Here is a 15,209-nt window from a genome sequence, read left to right as displayed (position 1 = left end):
TGGCTGACGCCCTATTCGGTGGCATGTCCGTGCTTGCCTACAGGGATTTCCCGCCTATACACACGGTTGGCAAGCCCCTTGCTCTAGCTCATTTATCGCTCATAGCTGGAAGCCTCCTGATGCTGGTGATCCACCGCCGAATCGCCCCCCAAGCCCTCTGGGCCGCTGAACTGCTGCTCAACTTCGAAGCCCGCAGCAAAAGCCGCCTGCGCTGTTTCAGTGCTGACGGCGAAGACGTCGGCCTGTTTCTGGAGCGCGGCCAACCGCCACTGCACGACGGCGAGTGCCTGCAGGCTGAAGACGGGCGCGTAGTGCGCGTGGTCGCCCGCCCTGAACAACTGCTGCACGTGACCTGCATTAACGCCTTTGAACTGACCCGCGCGGCGTATCACCTGGGTAATCGCCATGTTGCCCTGCAAGTCGGCGACGGTTGGCTGCGCCTGCTCGATGACTACGTACTCAAGGCCATGCTTGAACAGCTTGGCGCCACCACGCAAACCCTTGAAGCGCCGTTCCAGCCGGAACACGGTGCCTATGGCGGTGGCCATCATCATTCGCGTCATGGCGATGAAGATTTCAATTACCCACCCAAACTGCACCAGTTCGGCGTGCGTCTATGAACCCAGCCTGGGCGCTGTTACGTCTGGCCAGTCCGCAATTGCCGATTGGTGGCTACAGCTATTCCCAAGGGCTGGAGATGGCGGTGGAGAACGGCCGGGTCAATGATGCAGCCAGTGCCCGGCGCTGGATCAGCGACCAGTTGCTGCTCAACCTCGCCCGTTTCGAAGCGCCGCTGTTGCTCGCCCATTGCCGCGCCGCCGCCGAACAGGATTGGCCGCGTTTGGCGCAACTGTGCGAAGAACACCGCGCCAGCCGCGAGACGCGCGAGCTGTATCAAGAGAGCCGCCAGATGGGCTATTCCCTGCAACAGCTGCTCAACGGTTTACCGGAGCTGGACGATGCCGCACGCCACTTCCTGGCCCAACGTGATGAGCCGCACCTGGCCCTGGGCTGGGCCTTGGCCGCCCGCGCCTGGCACATCAGCCCCGATGACGCCCTGGCCGCATGGCTGTGGAGCTGGCTGGAAAACCAATTGGCGGTGCTGATGAAAACCCTGCCGCTGGGCCAGCAAGCCGCCCAACGCCTGACCAGCGAATTGCTGCCCCTGTTGCAACAAGCCCAGCAGGACGCGGCACGCATCGACCCTCACCATTTCGGCAGCGCCGCGTTCGGCCTGTCCCTGGCGTGTATGGCCCATGAGCGCCAATACAGCCGCCTGTTCCGTTCCTAGGAGAACCTACATGAACACACAACCTTTGCGTGTCGGTATCGGCGGCCCAGTGGGCTCCGGCAAGACCGCCCTGACCCTGGCGCTGTGCCTGGCGCTGCGCGACCGCTACAACCTGGCGGTGGTCACCAACGATATCTACACCCGCGAAGACGCGGATTTTCTGGTGCGCAACCAAGCGTTGGCACCCGAGCGCATCATCGGCGTGGAAACCGGCGGCTGCCCGCACACGGCGATTCGTGAAGACGCCTCGATCAACCTCGAAGCGGTCGACCAACTCAACCGCCGCTTCCCCGGCCTGGACCTGATCCTGGTGGAGTCTGGCGGCGACAACTTGTCGGCCACGTTCAGCCCGGAACTGTCAGACCTGACCATCTACGTGATCGATGTGTCTGCCGGTGACAAGCTGCCGCGCAAGGGTGGGCCCGGTATTTGCAAATCCGACTTGCTGGTCATCAACAAGATCGACCTGGCGCCCCTGGTCGGCGCCTCGCTGGAACTGATGAACAGCGACACCACACGCATGCGCAATGGTAAGCCCTTTGTGTTCAGCAACCAGAAAACCGGCGTCGGCCTGGATGAAATCGTCGCCTTTATCGAACGTCAGGGTTTGCTGACTGCAGCCTGATCACCCCCCAAAAGGAGCCTGTATGGGTCTCAACAAACTTCTCGCAACCGCCGCCTTGCTGCTGGCACCGGCTCTCGCCTTCGCTCACCCCGGGCATGGCGATAATGGGCTGGTGGCCGGTATCAGCCACCCGCTGGGCGGTATTGATCATTTACTGGCCATGGTCGCGGTCGGGCTGTGGGCCGCGCAGCAACAAGGCAAGGCGCGCTGGGCACTGCCTTGCGCGTTTGTCGGCACCATGTTGATAGGCGGCCTGCTCGGCTTTGAAGGCCTGGAACTGCCGGCGCTGGAAAGCGGGATTGCCACCTCGGTGCTGGCGCTGGGCTTGGCGGTGGCGCTGGCAGTACGGCCGCCGTTGTTTGTGGCGGTGGCGGCGACGGCGTTGTTTGCGCTGTTCCACGGTGTGGCGCACGGCCTGGAGCTGCCGGACATGTCCAACCCGTGGGCGTATGCGGCCGGGTTTGTTGCCGCGACGGCGGCTCTGCATGCTGCCGGCTATGCCGTGGTGCGTTTTCTGCCGACCGCTGCTGCACCGTTGGTGCGGGTTGCCGGCGCAGCTTCGGCGGCGACTGGGGTCTGGTTGCTGGCGGGCTGATTGGCGGCGCTGCTGAAGGCCCCATCGCAGGCAAGCCAGCTCCCACCTTTGACTGTGTTCACAGATCCAAAGGTGGGAGCTGGCTTGCCTGCGATGGCGGTGGCACAAACACCACAGAACTCAAGCCTGCTACCATGCGCGCCTACACCTCTGCCGTGACGACGCCAGCCGATGCCCATCGCTTCCCAACCTTCCTTGAATGCCGTGCTCACGCACTTCCACACCCTGATCGTGCCGCTGTGGCAAGGCCCGGGCTGGAATGCCGAGTTGGCGCTGCCCTACGAAGCATTGGGCGCCGATCACCAGCCATTGCCCCCACAACGCTATCGCGCCATGGCCTGCGCCCGGCAGTTGTACCTGTTCGCCAGCCTGATCGGCGAGCCGGGTGCTGCGTTTGCCGAAGAACGCGCGGCGGCACTGTTTCGTTCGCTGCAACGGCACTTCCATGATGCCGAGCATGGCGGCTGGTTCTACAGCATCGACGCCCACGGCAAACCGCTGGACAAGCGCAAAGACCTCTACACCCACGCCTTCATCATCTTCGCCTGCGCCCACTATTGGGCCAAGGTACGCGAGCCGTTGGTGGAGTCGGTACTCGATGCGGCCCTGGCCGTGGTCGCCGAACGTTTTGCCACCGGCGACGGCCTGTACGAAGCCGTATTGGAGCGCAACTGGTCATCGCTCAAGTCCGGCCCACTGCAAAACCCACTGATGCACCTGGCCGAAGGCTTTCTCGCCACGCTGGCCGTGCGTGAAGACGCGATCACCCAGGATGCGCTGCTGGACCTCGCCACCGCCCTGCAAAAGCGCTTCATCGACCGCCAGCACGGCGTGATGATGGAGAAACCGCTGGGCGCTGTGGATAACTGGTTTGAGCCGGGGCACCAGTTCGAATGGTTCTTTTTGCTCGAATCGTCGGACGTGCTGCGCGGCACACCGTTGCATGCCTCGCTGACGCGGGCATTTGCCTATGCAGAGCTTAAGGGTGTGGATAAATTAAGTGGCGCGGTCAGCGGCATGCTCGCGCTGGATGGCAGCGTGCGCGACGGCACTCAAAGGATCTGGGCTCAGGCTGAATACCTGCGGGCGCTGACCTTGCGGCCTGGCAGTGAGGCGCTGCTGCAACGCCAATTGCTGGCGCTGCAACAGCGCTTTTTGCATGAGAACGGCTGGCATGAATGCCTGGATGCCGAGGGCGCGGTGAGCCGGCGGGATATGCCGTCGACTACGCCGTATCACTTGGCCACCTGCTATCAGGGCCTGATCCAGCATCTGGGTTGACCTTTAGTGCCTCATCGCTGGCAAGCCAGCTCCCACATTTTGATGTGTGAACACAGTCAAATGTAGGAGCTGGCTTGCCTGCGATAGCGGTCTACCTGACTGTCATGCAATCCACTTGCGATCCCCAGTAAAACTGATCGTCAGCCAGCGCGCCGCATCCGGCGTACCCAACCCTGTGGATATCTCCTCGCGCAGCTCATCCAGCGTCGCCACATTAGCCACCGGGTAGTTGGCCGGCAGCACCACATGAATCTCGATAAACCGCGCCCGCCCGTGCTTTTGCACGTAGGACACGTAGTCATCGAAACCATGCCTGGCCTGTGCCGCGTCCATCACTTCGCGCACTTTGTCGTCCAAATGGTCCGGGGCAATGCCCAGCACCTCACGCAACGCCGGGCGCAGGATCTTGAACGCCGGCGCCAGCATGCTCAGGGCCAGCAGAATCAGGATCAATGGGTCGACATACACCGCCCACTCGCCATACCCCTGGGACTTGAGCAACAGCGCGGCGAGAAAGCTGATCAGCAAGCCCACCGACAGCATCGCGTCCACCAGCCAACTGATGTTGTCGAACTGGATCAGTGAAGATTTGAGCGTGCGATTGCGATAGCGCACGTAGAAGAAGTAGGCAAACTCGACCACGGTAAACACCGCCGCGTAGACGATCACCAGCCCCAACTCAATCTCACGCCCGCCATTGATAATGCCGAACACGCCGTTGAGAAACGCGTAGATCGCGATCAGCAACAGGAAGCTGCCTTCGATCAGCAGCACCATCGGTTCCAGGTGCCAGTAGCCGAACTGAAAACGCTCGTTGCTTTTCTTGGCGATCAGCTTGGCCGTGATCAGCATCAGCACCTTGATGGCGGTGGCGATCAGCGAGAAAAAGCCGTCGAATAGAATGGATTGGGCGCCAGATATCACACCCGTGACAATCCCGGCGATCGCGACTGCGAACATCAGAATCGTCGATTGTTTGAGCAGTGCCTGCTCACCTCGGTTACTCACATTTCCTCCCGTCAAAACCTTTAAACCGCACAGTGCGGAGGGGTTTTCAGGAGTGGAGTGTACCTTATGTCGTGTTTTGGCCGATTTGCCGCCTTCTGAGACACCGGAAACCTTGTGGCGAGGGAGCTTGCTCCCGCTGGGCTGCGCAGCAGCCCCAAAATCTTAGGGCCGCTGCGCGCCCCAGCGGGAGCAAGCTCCCTCGCCACAACAACAACAATCAGTTTCAGCCCTTGGCCCCACGCTCAATCGCAAACCCGGCCCAGGTCTGGCTCACCGGCATCAGCTCCAACCGGTTGATGTTGACGTGCGCCGGAGTATTCATCACCCAGAAGATCGTGTCGGCAATATCCTGCGGCTGGATCGGCTCGGCACCGGCATAGGTCGCGTCATAACGCGCCTGGTCACCGCCAAAGCGCACCAGCGAGAACTCGCTCTCACACAGGCCCGGCTCGATGTTGGTCACACGCACGCCGGTGCCTTGCAGGTCGCAACGCAGGTTCAGCGAGAACTGCTTCACGAACGCCTTGGAGCCGCCATACACGTGGCTGCCCGGGTATGGGTAGTTACCGGCGATAGAACCCAGGTTGATGATGCCGGCGCCACGGCCGTGGGCGATCAGGCGCGGCAACAGCAGGTTGGTGGTGGTCAGCAGGCCTTTGATGTTGGTGTCGACCATGGTTTCCCAATCGTCGAGGCTGCACTTGGGCGCAGGGTCGGTGCCCACGGCCAGGCCGGCGTTGTTGATCAGCCCGCGCAGCTTGGCGAACGACGGTGGCAGGTTGGCGATGGCCTCTTCCATACCCTTGCGGTCACGCACGTCCACCACCAGGCCATGCACTTCGGTCTGCTTGGAAAGCTCTTCGACCAAGGCATTCAAACGGTCAGCACGACGGCCGGTAAGCACCAGTTTCCAGCCGGCATCAGCAAAACGACGGGCGCAAGCTTCGCCGAAACCTGAGGTGGCGCCAGTAATAAACAGCGTGTCGGACATGGTGTTCTCCTTGCGGGCATCGAGAAAAAAACAGCCAGCAGAATGCCCTTACGCCGCGATTGCGGCAACCGCTAAGCGCATAACTTCATGCAGGCCTGGTTGTTTTTTGATCACGGCACGCAAAGCCTTATAGAACGTGGCTTGCAGCCATATGCACGCAGGTTATCCACAACTGCGCCCACAGTCTTTGGGGGCAAGTGTAAAAAGCGCCAAGCCGCTCTGGACAAGGCTTGCAGGCGATTTCAGAAAGTTTTTTGCTTGACCTTGGCCAAGGCGTATGTAGCCCAATGGCAATAGGGAAAATCCGAACGATGGCTCCAGGCCAGTCATTCCGGCCTCTGCGGCAGTCTTTCCAGAGTTTAGTCACAGACTTATCCACAGGCTGAGCCGACATAAATCAGTCATATACCTGTGTCTTTAAACAGGTTGACAAAACCCTCGGCAGGCCCGCAAAAACCGGCTGATCAATAAACAACCACCACGCTGCAAGCCACGGTTTTAAAGGCTTGCAGCCAGCTACTCCCACGTTACCCACAGCCGGTTCCACAGCGGATGGGGACAAGTCAAAACTGTGACAAAACAGGGATTTGCGGCGGCTATATGTCGCGCTTTGGAGGGTGGCTGGATTTGTTTTCCACAATTTGGCGGGAGCACTGAAAACGCCCCAAAAACACATGTGGGAACCGTTTCATGTGGGAGCTGGCTTGCCTGCGATGGCATCTCCTCCGTCTACCTGAAAGACCGAGGTGCTTGCATCGCAGGCAAGCCAGCTCCCACAGAGAGCCGGTTCCCACATGGGGTTATTGCGTCATGCCTTTAGATCAATGCCCGCCGAGGTAGGCGTTGCGCACTTCCTCATTCACCAGCAATTCCTTACCGGTGCCCGTCAGGCGGATCTCGCCGTTAACCATCACATACGCCCGGTCCGACAGGCGCAGCGCGTGGTTAGCGTTCTGTTCCACCAGGAAGATGGTCATCCCGGTGGCCGCCAGCTCGCGCAGTGTAGAAAAGATTTGCTTCACCACAATGGGCGCCAGGCCCAGGCTCGGTTCGTCCAGCAACAGCAGTTTGGGCCGGCTCATCAGCGCGCGGGCGATAGCGAGCATTTGCTGCTCACCACCCGACATGGTCATTGCGCGCTGGGTGCGCCGCTCCTTGAGCCGTGGGAACAGCTCGAACATGCGCTGCATGTCTTCCTGCGCAAACTTGTCGCCAATCGGGATGGTGCCCATCAGCAGGTTCTCCTCGACGGTCATGTCGGGGAACACCCGCCGCCCTTCCGGCGACTGTGCAATGCCGTTGGAGGCGATGTAGTGGGACGACTTATGGGTAATGTCGACGCCGTTGTACAGAATTTGCCCGGACTCGGCGCGCGGCTGGCCGAAAATCGACATCAGCAACGTGGATTTACCCGCGCCGTTGGAGCCGATCAGGCTCACGGTTTCGCCTTCGTTGATGTGCAGAGAGACTTTTTTGAGGGCCTGGATCGGGCCGTAAAACACGTCCAGGTCCTTGATTTCGAGGATAGGCGCACTCATACCAGTTCCTCTTCGTCTGCGCCCAGGTAGGCGGCGATCACTTTCGGGTCGTTGCGGATTGCATCCGGGCCGCCTTCGGCGATCACGTTGCCGTGGTCGAGCACCACGATGTGGTCGGAAATACTCATCACCATGCCCATGTCGTGTTCGATCAGCACCACTGTCAGGTCGTGTTCGTCGCGCAGCAGGCGAATCATCGCGCTGAGGGCTTCGGTTTCCTGCGGGTTGAGGCCTGCGGCCGGTTCGTCCAGGCAGATGATCTGCGGCCGGGTGCACATGGCGCGGGCGATCTCCAGGCGGCGCTGCTGGCCGTAGGAAAGCTCACCGGCCAGGCGGTTGGCGCAGTCCACCAGGTCCACCACTTCGAGCCAATAGAAGGCGTGGTCGAGGGCATCGCTTTCGGCCTTGCGGTAGCCCTTGGTATTGAGGATGCCCGCCAGCATGTTGCGGTTGACCCACATGTGCTGGGCCACCAGCAGGTTTTCCAGCACCGACATTTCCTTGAACAGGCGAATGTTCTGGAAGGTCCGCGCCAACCCTGCGCGGTTGACCAGGTGGGTGCCGCCGAACATCTTGTAGTACACGCGGCTGAAGAAGCTTTTTGGCGACACAAAGTCGACGGCCTTGAAGCGTTCGCCGAGCAACTGGATCACGTTGGTCTGCTTGCCACGAATATTCAGTTCGATCTTGCCGCCGCTGGCTTTGTAGAAGCCGGTGAGGCAGTTGAACACCGTGGTCTTGCCCGCGCCGTTGGGGCCGATCAGGGCGAAGATCGAGTTGCGTTTGACCTTGAGGCTCACGTCGCTCAAGGCCTTGATGCCACCGAAGTGCATCATCAGGTGTTCCACTGAGAGGACGACTTCCTTGCTCATGGCGCCACTCCTTTACGTGGGGTCACACCGGTACGGCTGATGCGGATCAAGCCGCGCGGTCGCCAGATCATCATCACCACCATCAACACGCCAAACAGCAGCACGCGGTATTCGGAGAAGCTGCGCAGCAGTTCAGGCGCAACCGTCAATACGAACGCCGCAATCACCACACCCACCGTCGAACCCATGCCGCCCAGCACCACGATGGCCAGGATCAGCGCCGACTCGAAGAAGGTAAACGACGACGGGTTGACGAAGCCCTGGTAGCTGGCAAAGAACACCCCGGCCAGGCCCGCAGTCGAGGCCCCGATAGTGAACGCCGAAAGCTTGACCAGCACATGGTTCAGGCCCATGGAGCGGCAGGCGATTTCATCTTCGCGCAAGGCTTCCCAAGCGCGGCCCACTGGCATGCGGGTCAGGCGGTGCTTGATGTACAGCACGGCCAGCACCACCAGGAAGAGCACGATGTAGATGAACATGAACTTGATGTTGGGGTTGTAATCGATGCCGAAGAACTCGTGGAATGGAATCCCGCCATCCTTGGCCTTGCGCCCGAACTCCAGGCCGAGGAAGGTCGGCGAAGGCACCGGCATACCGTTGGGGCCGCCGGTGAACGACAACCAGTTGTTGAGCACCAGGCGGATGATTTCACCAAAGCCCAGGGTCACGATGGCCAGGTAGTCACCGTGCATTCGCAGCACCGGGAACCCGAGTATGCATCCCGCCAGCGCGGCAGCGATGGCTGCCAGGGGCAACACACTCCAGAAACCCAGGCCGAGGTATTGGTAACCGAGTGCCAGGCCGTAGGCGCCGATGGCGTAGAACGCCACGTAACCCAGGTCGAGCAAGCCGGCCAGGCCCACCACGATGTTCAGGCCAAGGCCGAGCAACACGTAGATCAGCCCGAGGATCACCACGGTCAGCAGGTATTTGTTGGCGAAGATCGGGAACACGATGGCGATCACGATCAGTGCCGGGATGATCCAGCGCAGTCGCGATTTGTAGTCCGGCGGCAACACGTGCACGCCGGAGCCACTGCTCTCGAAGCCCTGCAGGATCTTGATGCCCTTGGGGGTTTGCAGGAACAGGCTCAAGGCAAAGCGCCCGGCCATCACGATGGCGACCAACGTGGCCACACGGGCCGGTTCCAGGTTGAAGCTGTAGCCGTCGAGGACCACGCCGACAATCGGGCCGAACACGATCAACGAAATCAGCCCGGCAAGGACCGTATCGACCACACTTTTCTTGATATCGATAGATTTGGCAGCAGACATGTTTACACCTTAGCCACGAGTGGGCGACCAAGCAGGCCCTGAGGACGGAAGATCAGAATCACCACCAGCAGGGAGAAGCTGAACACGTCTTTGTAGTCAGAGTTGATCAACCCCGAGAACAGCGACTCGGAGATCCCCAGGATAATCCCGCCCAACATCGCCCCAGGCAGGGAGCCGATGCCGCCGAGTACCGCTGCGGTAAACGCCTTGATGCCGATGATGAAGCCGGCATAGAAGTCGAAGGTGCCGTAGTTGAGGGTGATCAGCACGCCGGCCAGGGCGGCCATGGCGGCACCGATGACGAACACGTAGGAGATCACGCGGTCGGTGTTGATGCCCAGGATCGAGGCCATCTTGCGGTCTTGCTGGGTGGCGCGACACATGCGGCCGAGCTTGGTGTATTTGATGATGTAGGTCAGCAGGCCCATACCGAGGAACGCGGCCACCAGGATAAACACCTTGGTGTAGGTCAACTGCACGAAGCCCGTGCCGATATCGACGCGCCAGGCGCCGGCCAGCAGGGTTGGAATGCCTTGTTGTTTCGCGCCCTGAGCGATCTGCGCATAGTTTTGCAGGATCAGGGAGATACCGATGGCGCTGATCAACGGTGCCAGCCGGGTGGAGTTACGCAGCGGTTTGTAGGCGACACGCTCGATGACCCAACCGTACACGCCGGTGACGACCACGGTGAAGATCAGAGTGCCGAGAATGAGCAGCGGGAAGGATTCGATGCCGAAGTAAGCCAGCAGTGCCAGACTGATCGCCGCGAGGTAAGCGGAAATCATATAAACCTCGCCATGGGCGAAGTTGATCATGCCAATGATGCCATAGACCATTGTGTAGCCGATGGCGATCAGGCCGTAGACCGACCCGAGGGTCAGGCCGTTGACCAGTTGCTGCAGGAAAATACCATCCATAACGCAATCTCACGCGGTGAGCACCTGCACACGGGTGGGTGTGCGGAGCTTCTGGAGGAAAAGACAGATCTTGATATCAACACCACTCCCCTGTGGAAGCGGGCCCTGTGTGGGAGCTGGCTTGCCTGCGATTGCATCACCTGGGTATTACTGAAGTACCGAGGTGCCTGTATCGCAGGCGAGCCAGCTCCCACAACAAGCCCGCTCACACATGGGTTATGTGGCGCTCAGGCTTACTTCTGCTTTTCCAACTGGTGGTATTTGCCGTCTTTATCCCACTGATAAACCACGTAGTCGGAGATTTTCAGGTCGCCCTTGGTATCCCAGGCTTTTTCGCCCATCACGGTTTTCACCGGGTGAGCCTTGAGCCACTTGGCGGCGTCTTCGCCTTTGTTGGACTTGGCGCCATTGAAGCCGGCGGCCAGAGCCTGGATCGAGGCGTAGGCGTACAAGGTGTAGCCTTCTGGCTCGGTGCCGTTTTTACGGAACTCTTCCACCACTGTTTTGCTGTCTGGCAGCAGGCGCGGGTCGGCGCCGAAGGTCATGTACACGCCGTCTACGTATTGTGCGCCGCCAGCGGTGGCCACCAGTTCGTCGGTCACAACACCATCATCGGACATGAACTTGACGTCTTTGAGGCCGGCTTCACGGATCTGGCGAACCAGTGGACCGGCTTCCGGGTGCAGGCCGCCGAAGTACACGACGTCCGCACCGGTGGAGCGGATCTTGGTGACCAGGGCGCTGAAGTCTTTCTCGCCACGGGTCAGGCCTTCTTCCAGCACCGGCTTGACGCCGCGCTTGGTCAACTGGGCAGCCGTAGCATCGGCCAGGCCTTTGCCGTAGGTGTCTTTGTCGTTGATGACCGCTACTTTCTTGCCTTTGAGCACGTCGACGATGTAGTCGCCGGCCACGATGCCTTGCTGATCGTCACGCCCGCACATGCGGAACACGGCGCCCAGGCCACGCTCGGTCACCTGTGGGTTGGTGGAACCCGGCGTGATCATGATGATGCCAGCTTCGTCGTACACCTCAGACGCCGGGATGGTGTTGGACGAGCAGAAGTGCCCGACAACACCGATCACTTTGTCCTGGTCGGCCAGGCGGTTGGCCACGGCCACGGCTTGCTTGGGCTCACAGGCGTCATCGCCGGCAACCAGTTTGATCTGCTCGCCGTTGATGCCACCGGCCTTGTTGATCACATCGGCTGCCGCTTGGGCACCCTTCATGTACTGCTCACCGAAAGCCGCGTTGGCGCCCGTCATCGGGCCTGCCACGCCAATCTTCACATCAGCTTGAACAAACGCAGAAACACCCAACGCCGCTGCAACGGCGAGGGCCAGAAAACCTTTCTTGTAAAACGTCTGGGACATGAGTGGTGCTCCGAGGTTTTTGTTTATTGGCACTACGAATTCGCGTCAAACTTTCACAGGAAAGCCCAGAGCAAGGCGCGTGCCATTACTTTTTTATTCTTCAAAAAGACACGGTGTCATTGTTATTACAGGCGTTTCGACTCCCTTTGCCAGTACGTGCAACCGTCTAGCATCGAAAGGTGCAACCAATGGATCCAAAAAGTACAACCCTGACGGGTCGCACCTGCAACCGGATGCCTAAACGACAGTTCCTACAGCTGTAACAATGTGCGTAACGGAACTGCACATTTACAGTGCGTGATTGCTACGACTTGCACCAATACAGATTAGTAGCCTGCTAAGAAAATGCAGGCTTTTGACAGGTATTTCGCTGATCAGACCACGATCCGCAGGCATTGCCCGGCGTGATACAGCGAGAACCCCGCTTCATACAGGCAACTGCGCAGGCCTACCCCGGCCAGCGGTTGCATCGGCGCAAACGGGATCGGCAGTGCCTGTGGATCCTGGTGACACAAATAGTCGGCAAAGGCCTTGCCCACCACACTGCCGGTGGTCACGCCGCGTCCGTTATAACCGGTGACGGCGACCAGACCGGGGGCCGGCTCGAACAGGCGCATCAGGTGGTCCGGGGTGAAGGCGATGCAGCCGGTCCAGGTGCACTCCCACTGCACCGATTTGAGGTACGGGAAGTAATGCTGCTGCACCCGATCGGCCCACGCCTTGAGGAACCACGTGGGTTTCTGGTTGCCATTGCCCAGGCTGCCGAGCAACAAGCGGCCATCCGCGTCGCGGCGGATGCTGCTTAACACCTGGCGTGTGTCCCACGAGCCCTGCCCGCCGGGGAGGATTTGTTGCGCGGCTGCGTCCGTCAGCGGTGCCGAGGCGACCTGGTAGTAATAGCCGGGGAAAAAGTTGCGCCGCAACTCGGTCCATTCGCCTTCTGTATAAGCATTGGAGGCGATCACCACTTGCGCCGCCTGCACTGAGCCCTGGGCGGTCTGCACCGACCAGAGTGCGCCTTGGCGCTCAAGTTGCGTGACCGGCGAATGATCGAACAGTTGCCCGCCAAGCCCCAGGGCGGCATTTGCCAGGCCACTGGTGTAGGCCATCGGGTTCAAGGTGCCCGCGCGTCGATCCAGCAAGGCGGCGGCGATCTTTTTGGTGCCGGTGGCTTGTTCGCACGCCTGGCCCGTGAGCAGCTCGACAGGGGCGCCACGGCGCTTCCATTGTTCTTCGCGACTGCGCAAATCCGCCTCGCCACGGGTGTTGTGCGCCATGTGCAAGGTGCCCTCACGGCGCAGTTGGCAATCAATCTTGTATTTGTCGATAAGGCTGAACACCAGCGAGGGTGCCGCGCCCAGCATGCGGTTGAGCTGACTGCCTACCACCTCGCCAAAACCGGCTTCGATCTCGTCCGGCGGAATCCACATACCGGCGTTGACCAGCCCGACGTTACGCCCCGAACCGCCATGGCCGGTGCGATGAGCCTCCAGCACGGCGACGCTTTTGCCTTGCTCCAGCAGGTGAATGGCGGCCGACAAGCCGGTGATGCCGGCGCCGATCACGCACACATCAACCTTGACCTCGCCCTTGAGCGCAGCGCGGTCCGGCCGGCCTGGGGTGAGTTGTTCCCATAAACATGTTTCGCGTAGTGCCATTGCCAGACTCCGATGAGACCCAACAAACAACTATTTCCGAACTGCAAACCCAATCAATGTGGGAGCTGCGGTGCGACGATTCGACTTGCCTGCGATAGCGGCGGTGACCGATACACCGCTATCGCAGGCAAGCCAGCTCCCACACTGACCGCACTTCGACTTGAGGATTAGTCGAAGGTAATGCCCTGCGCCAAGGGCAGCTCCAACGAGTAGTTCACAGTATTGGTCTGGCGCCGCATATACCCGCGCCACGCATCTGAACCCGACTCACGCCCGCCGCCGGTCTCTTTCTCGCCACCAAACGCGCCACCAATCTCAGCGCCGCTCGGGCCGATATTGACGTTGGCGATGCCGCAGTCGCTGCCCACCGCCGACATGAACTGCTCGGCTTCACGCACGTCGGTGGTGAAGATGCACGACGACAGGCCTTGCGGCACGGCGTTGTTCAAGCGCAGGGCTTCGGTGAACTCGGTGTAGCCAACCACATACAGAATCGGCGCGAAGGTTTCAGTGCACACCACCTCGCTTTGCTCGGGCATTTCGACAATGGCCGGCGACACGTAGTAGGCATTCGGGAACTTGTCTTCCAACTGACGCTTGCCACCGAACACCTTGCCGCCTTCGCTCAAGGCTTGTTCCAGGGCGTCCTGCATATTCTCGAAACCGTGCTTGTCGATCAGCGGGCCAATCAGGTTGCCTTCCAGCGGGTGGCCGATGCGCACTTTGGAATAGGCAGCCTTGAGGCGGGTAACGATTTCTTCCTTGACCGACTCATGGGCGATCAAACGGCGCAGGGTGGTGCAACGCTGGCCGGCCGTGCCGACGGCGCTGAACAGGATGGCGCGCACGGCCATGTCGAGGTCGGCGCTTGGGCCGAGGATCATCGCGTTGTTGCCGCCCAGTTCAAGGATGCTGCGGGCGAAACGGGCGGCGACTTTCGGCGCCACTTCGCGGCCCATGCGCGTGCTGCCGGTGGCGCTGATCAGCGCAACGCGCGGGTCATCCACCAAGGTGGCACCGGCGTCACGGCCGCCGATGATCACTTGGCTGAGGTATTCGGGGGCGCCGTCGAACTTCTTCAGTACGCGCTCGAACAATGCCTGGCAGGCCAGGGCGGTGAGCGGGGTCTTTTCCGAGGGTTTCCAGATCACTGCGTTGCCGCACACCAGCGCCAGCGTGGTGTTCCACGCCCATACGGCGACCGGGAAGTTGAAGGCACTGATCACGCCGACCACGCCCAGCGGGTGCCAGGTTTCACGCATGTGGTGGCCTGGGCGCTCGGAGGCGATGGTCAAGCCGTACAACTGGCGGGACAGGCCCACGGCGAAGTCGCAGATGTCGATCATCTCCTGCACTTCACCCAAGCCTTCCTGGGTGATCTTGCCGGCCTCCCACGACACCAACTCGCCCAGGTCGGCTTTATATTCGCGCAATACATCGCCGAACTGGCGCACCAGCTCGCCGCGACGCGGTGCCGGCACCTTGCGCCAGGCCTCGAATGCATGCTCGGCGCGACTGACCTGCTGCTCCACTTCAGCGGCACCTTCCCAGTGCACACTGCCGATACGGCTGCCATCAATCGGCGAATGCACGGGCTGTTTACCCGACTGGTACAGCGCCGGGTTTACCCCGAGACGGTCAAGCAATGCGGCAACCATGGGTCACTCCTTCAAACTCAAACAGAAAATTCGCGCCGCCACAGACACGGCGATCCAGACCTTATTTGTAGCTGGCCCAAGACTTGCCAACAAACGACGATTAGGCGAGATATCATTCCGTTTACTCATGC

General features: G+C 60.6%; 14 protein-coding genes. 5 read left to right on the top strand and 9 right to left on the bottom strand.

Features of this window, described 5'->3' with window-relative positions; translation table 11 throughout:
• Positions 1 to 119 precede the first annotated feature (119 nt).
• The 5 genes from ureE (at position 120) to P5706_RS02625 (ending at position 3,792) form a co-directional block, all read left to right on the top strand.
• Complete coding sequence (gene ureE / locus P5706_RS02645; RefSeq protein ID WP_200431996.1) at positions 120 to 620, top strand: urease accessory protein UreE; 501 nt, start codon at positions 120 to 122, stop codon at positions 618 to 620.
• On the top strand, positions 617 to 1,291 hold the full coding sequence (locus tag P5706_RS02640; RefSeq protein WP_285678500.1) for an urease accessory protein UreF: 675 nt from the start codon (positions 617 to 619) through the stop codon (positions 1,289 to 1,291). Before ureE ends, P5706_RS02640 begins: the two co-directional genes overlap by 4 nt.
• A 10-nt stretch (positions 1,292 to 1,301) precedes the next feature.
• On the top strand, positions 1,302 to 1,916 hold the full coding sequence (ureG, locus tag P5706_RS02635) for an urease accessory protein UreG (protein ID WP_028615537.1): 615 nt from the start codon (positions 1,302 to 1,304) through the stop codon (positions 1,914 to 1,916).
• A 22-nt stretch (positions 1,917 to 1,938) separates the two neighbouring features.
• Positions 1,939 to 2,511 (top strand): HupE/UreJ family protein, encoded by a 573-nt coding sequence (locus P5706_RS02630; RefSeq protein WP_285678499.1) that lies wholly within the window; start codon positions 1,939 to 1,941, stop codon positions 2,509 to 2,511.
• 171 nt (positions 2,512 to 2,682) lie between these two features.
• A complete protein-coding gene (locus tag P5706_RS02625; RefSeq protein ID WP_285678498.1) occupies positions 2,683 to 3,792 on the top strand; it encodes an AGE family epimerase/isomerase in 1,110 nt (369 codons plus the stop codon).
• A gap of 102 nt (positions 3,793 to 3,894) precedes the next feature.
• On the opposite strand, the gene P5706_RS02620 is transcribed toward P5706_RS02625, so the two are convergent.
• From P5706_RS02620 to amaB, 9 genes are all read right to left on the bottom strand, one after another.
• Entirely contained in the window at positions 3,895 to 4,800 is a 906-nt protein-coding gene (locus tag P5706_RS02620) for a cation diffusion facilitator family transporter (RefSeq protein WP_056860506.1), read from the bottom strand.
• Positions 4,801 to 5,023: 223 nt separating this feature from the next.
• Complete coding sequence (locus tag P5706_RS02615; protein WP_017136080.1) at positions 5,024 to 5,791, bottom strand: SDR family oxidoreductase; 768 nt, start codon at positions 5,789 to 5,791, stop codon at positions 5,024 to 5,026.
• Positions 5,792 to 6,612: 821 nt separating this feature from the next.
• A complete protein-coding gene (locus P5706_RS02610; protein WP_285678497.1) occupies positions 6,613 to 7,329 on the bottom strand; it encodes an ABC transporter ATP-binding protein in 717 nt (238 codons plus the stop codon).
• Complete coding sequence (locus P5706_RS02605; RefSeq protein ID WP_017136078.1) at positions 7,326 to 8,201, bottom strand: ABC transporter ATP-binding protein; 876 nt, start codon at positions 8,199 to 8,201, stop codon at positions 7,326 to 7,328. The genes P5706_RS02610 and P5706_RS02605 overlap by 4 nt, the downstream gene beginning before the upstream one ends.
• Positions 8,198 to 9,475, bottom strand: coding sequence for a high-affinity branched-chain amino acid ABC transporter permease LivM (gene livM, locus P5706_RS02600; protein WP_200432002.1), 1,278 nt, complete (start codon positions 9,473 to 9,475; stop codon positions 8,198 to 8,200). The genes P5706_RS02605 and livM overlap by 4 nt, the downstream gene beginning before the upstream one ends.
• 2 nt (positions 9,476 to 9,477) lie before the next feature.
• Positions 9,478 to 10,392 (bottom strand): ABC transporter permease subunit, encoded by a 915-nt coding sequence (locus P5706_RS02595; RefSeq protein WP_017136076.1) that lies wholly within the window; start codon positions 10,390 to 10,392, stop codon positions 9,478 to 9,480.
• A gap of 233 nt (positions 10,393 to 10,625) precedes the next feature.
• The gene (locus P5706_RS02590) at positions 10,626 to 11,762 is read right to left on the bottom strand and encodes a branched-chain amino acid ABC transporter substrate-binding protein (RefSeq protein WP_285678496.1); all 1,137 of its coding nucleotides are present in this window, start codon (positions 11,760 to 11,762) and stop codon (positions 10,626 to 10,628) included.
• A gap of 374 nt (positions 11,763 to 12,136) precedes the next feature.
• A complete protein-coding gene (gene amaA, locus P5706_RS02585; RefSeq protein WP_285678495.1) occupies positions 12,137 to 13,420 on the bottom strand; it encodes an L-pipecolate oxidase in 1,284 nt (427 codons plus the stop codon).
• Between the two features lie 167 nt (positions 13,421 to 13,587).
• The gene (gene amaB / locus P5706_RS02580) at positions 13,588 to 15,078 is read right to left on the bottom strand and encodes an L-piperidine-6-carboxylate dehydrogenase (protein WP_285678494.1); all 1,491 of its coding nucleotides are present in this window, start codon (positions 15,076 to 15,078) and stop codon (positions 13,588 to 13,590) included.
• Positions 15,079 to 15,209: the final 131 nt, after the last annotated feature.

It is taken from the genome of Pseudomonas sp. ChxA (assembly GCF_030263855.1).
Classification (GTDB): domain Bacteria; phylum Pseudomonadota; class Gammaproteobacteria; order Pseudomonadales; family Pseudomonadaceae; genus Aquipseudomonas; species Aquipseudomonas fluorescens_CB.
This window is presented reverse-complemented; position numbering and strand designations above follow the sequence as displayed.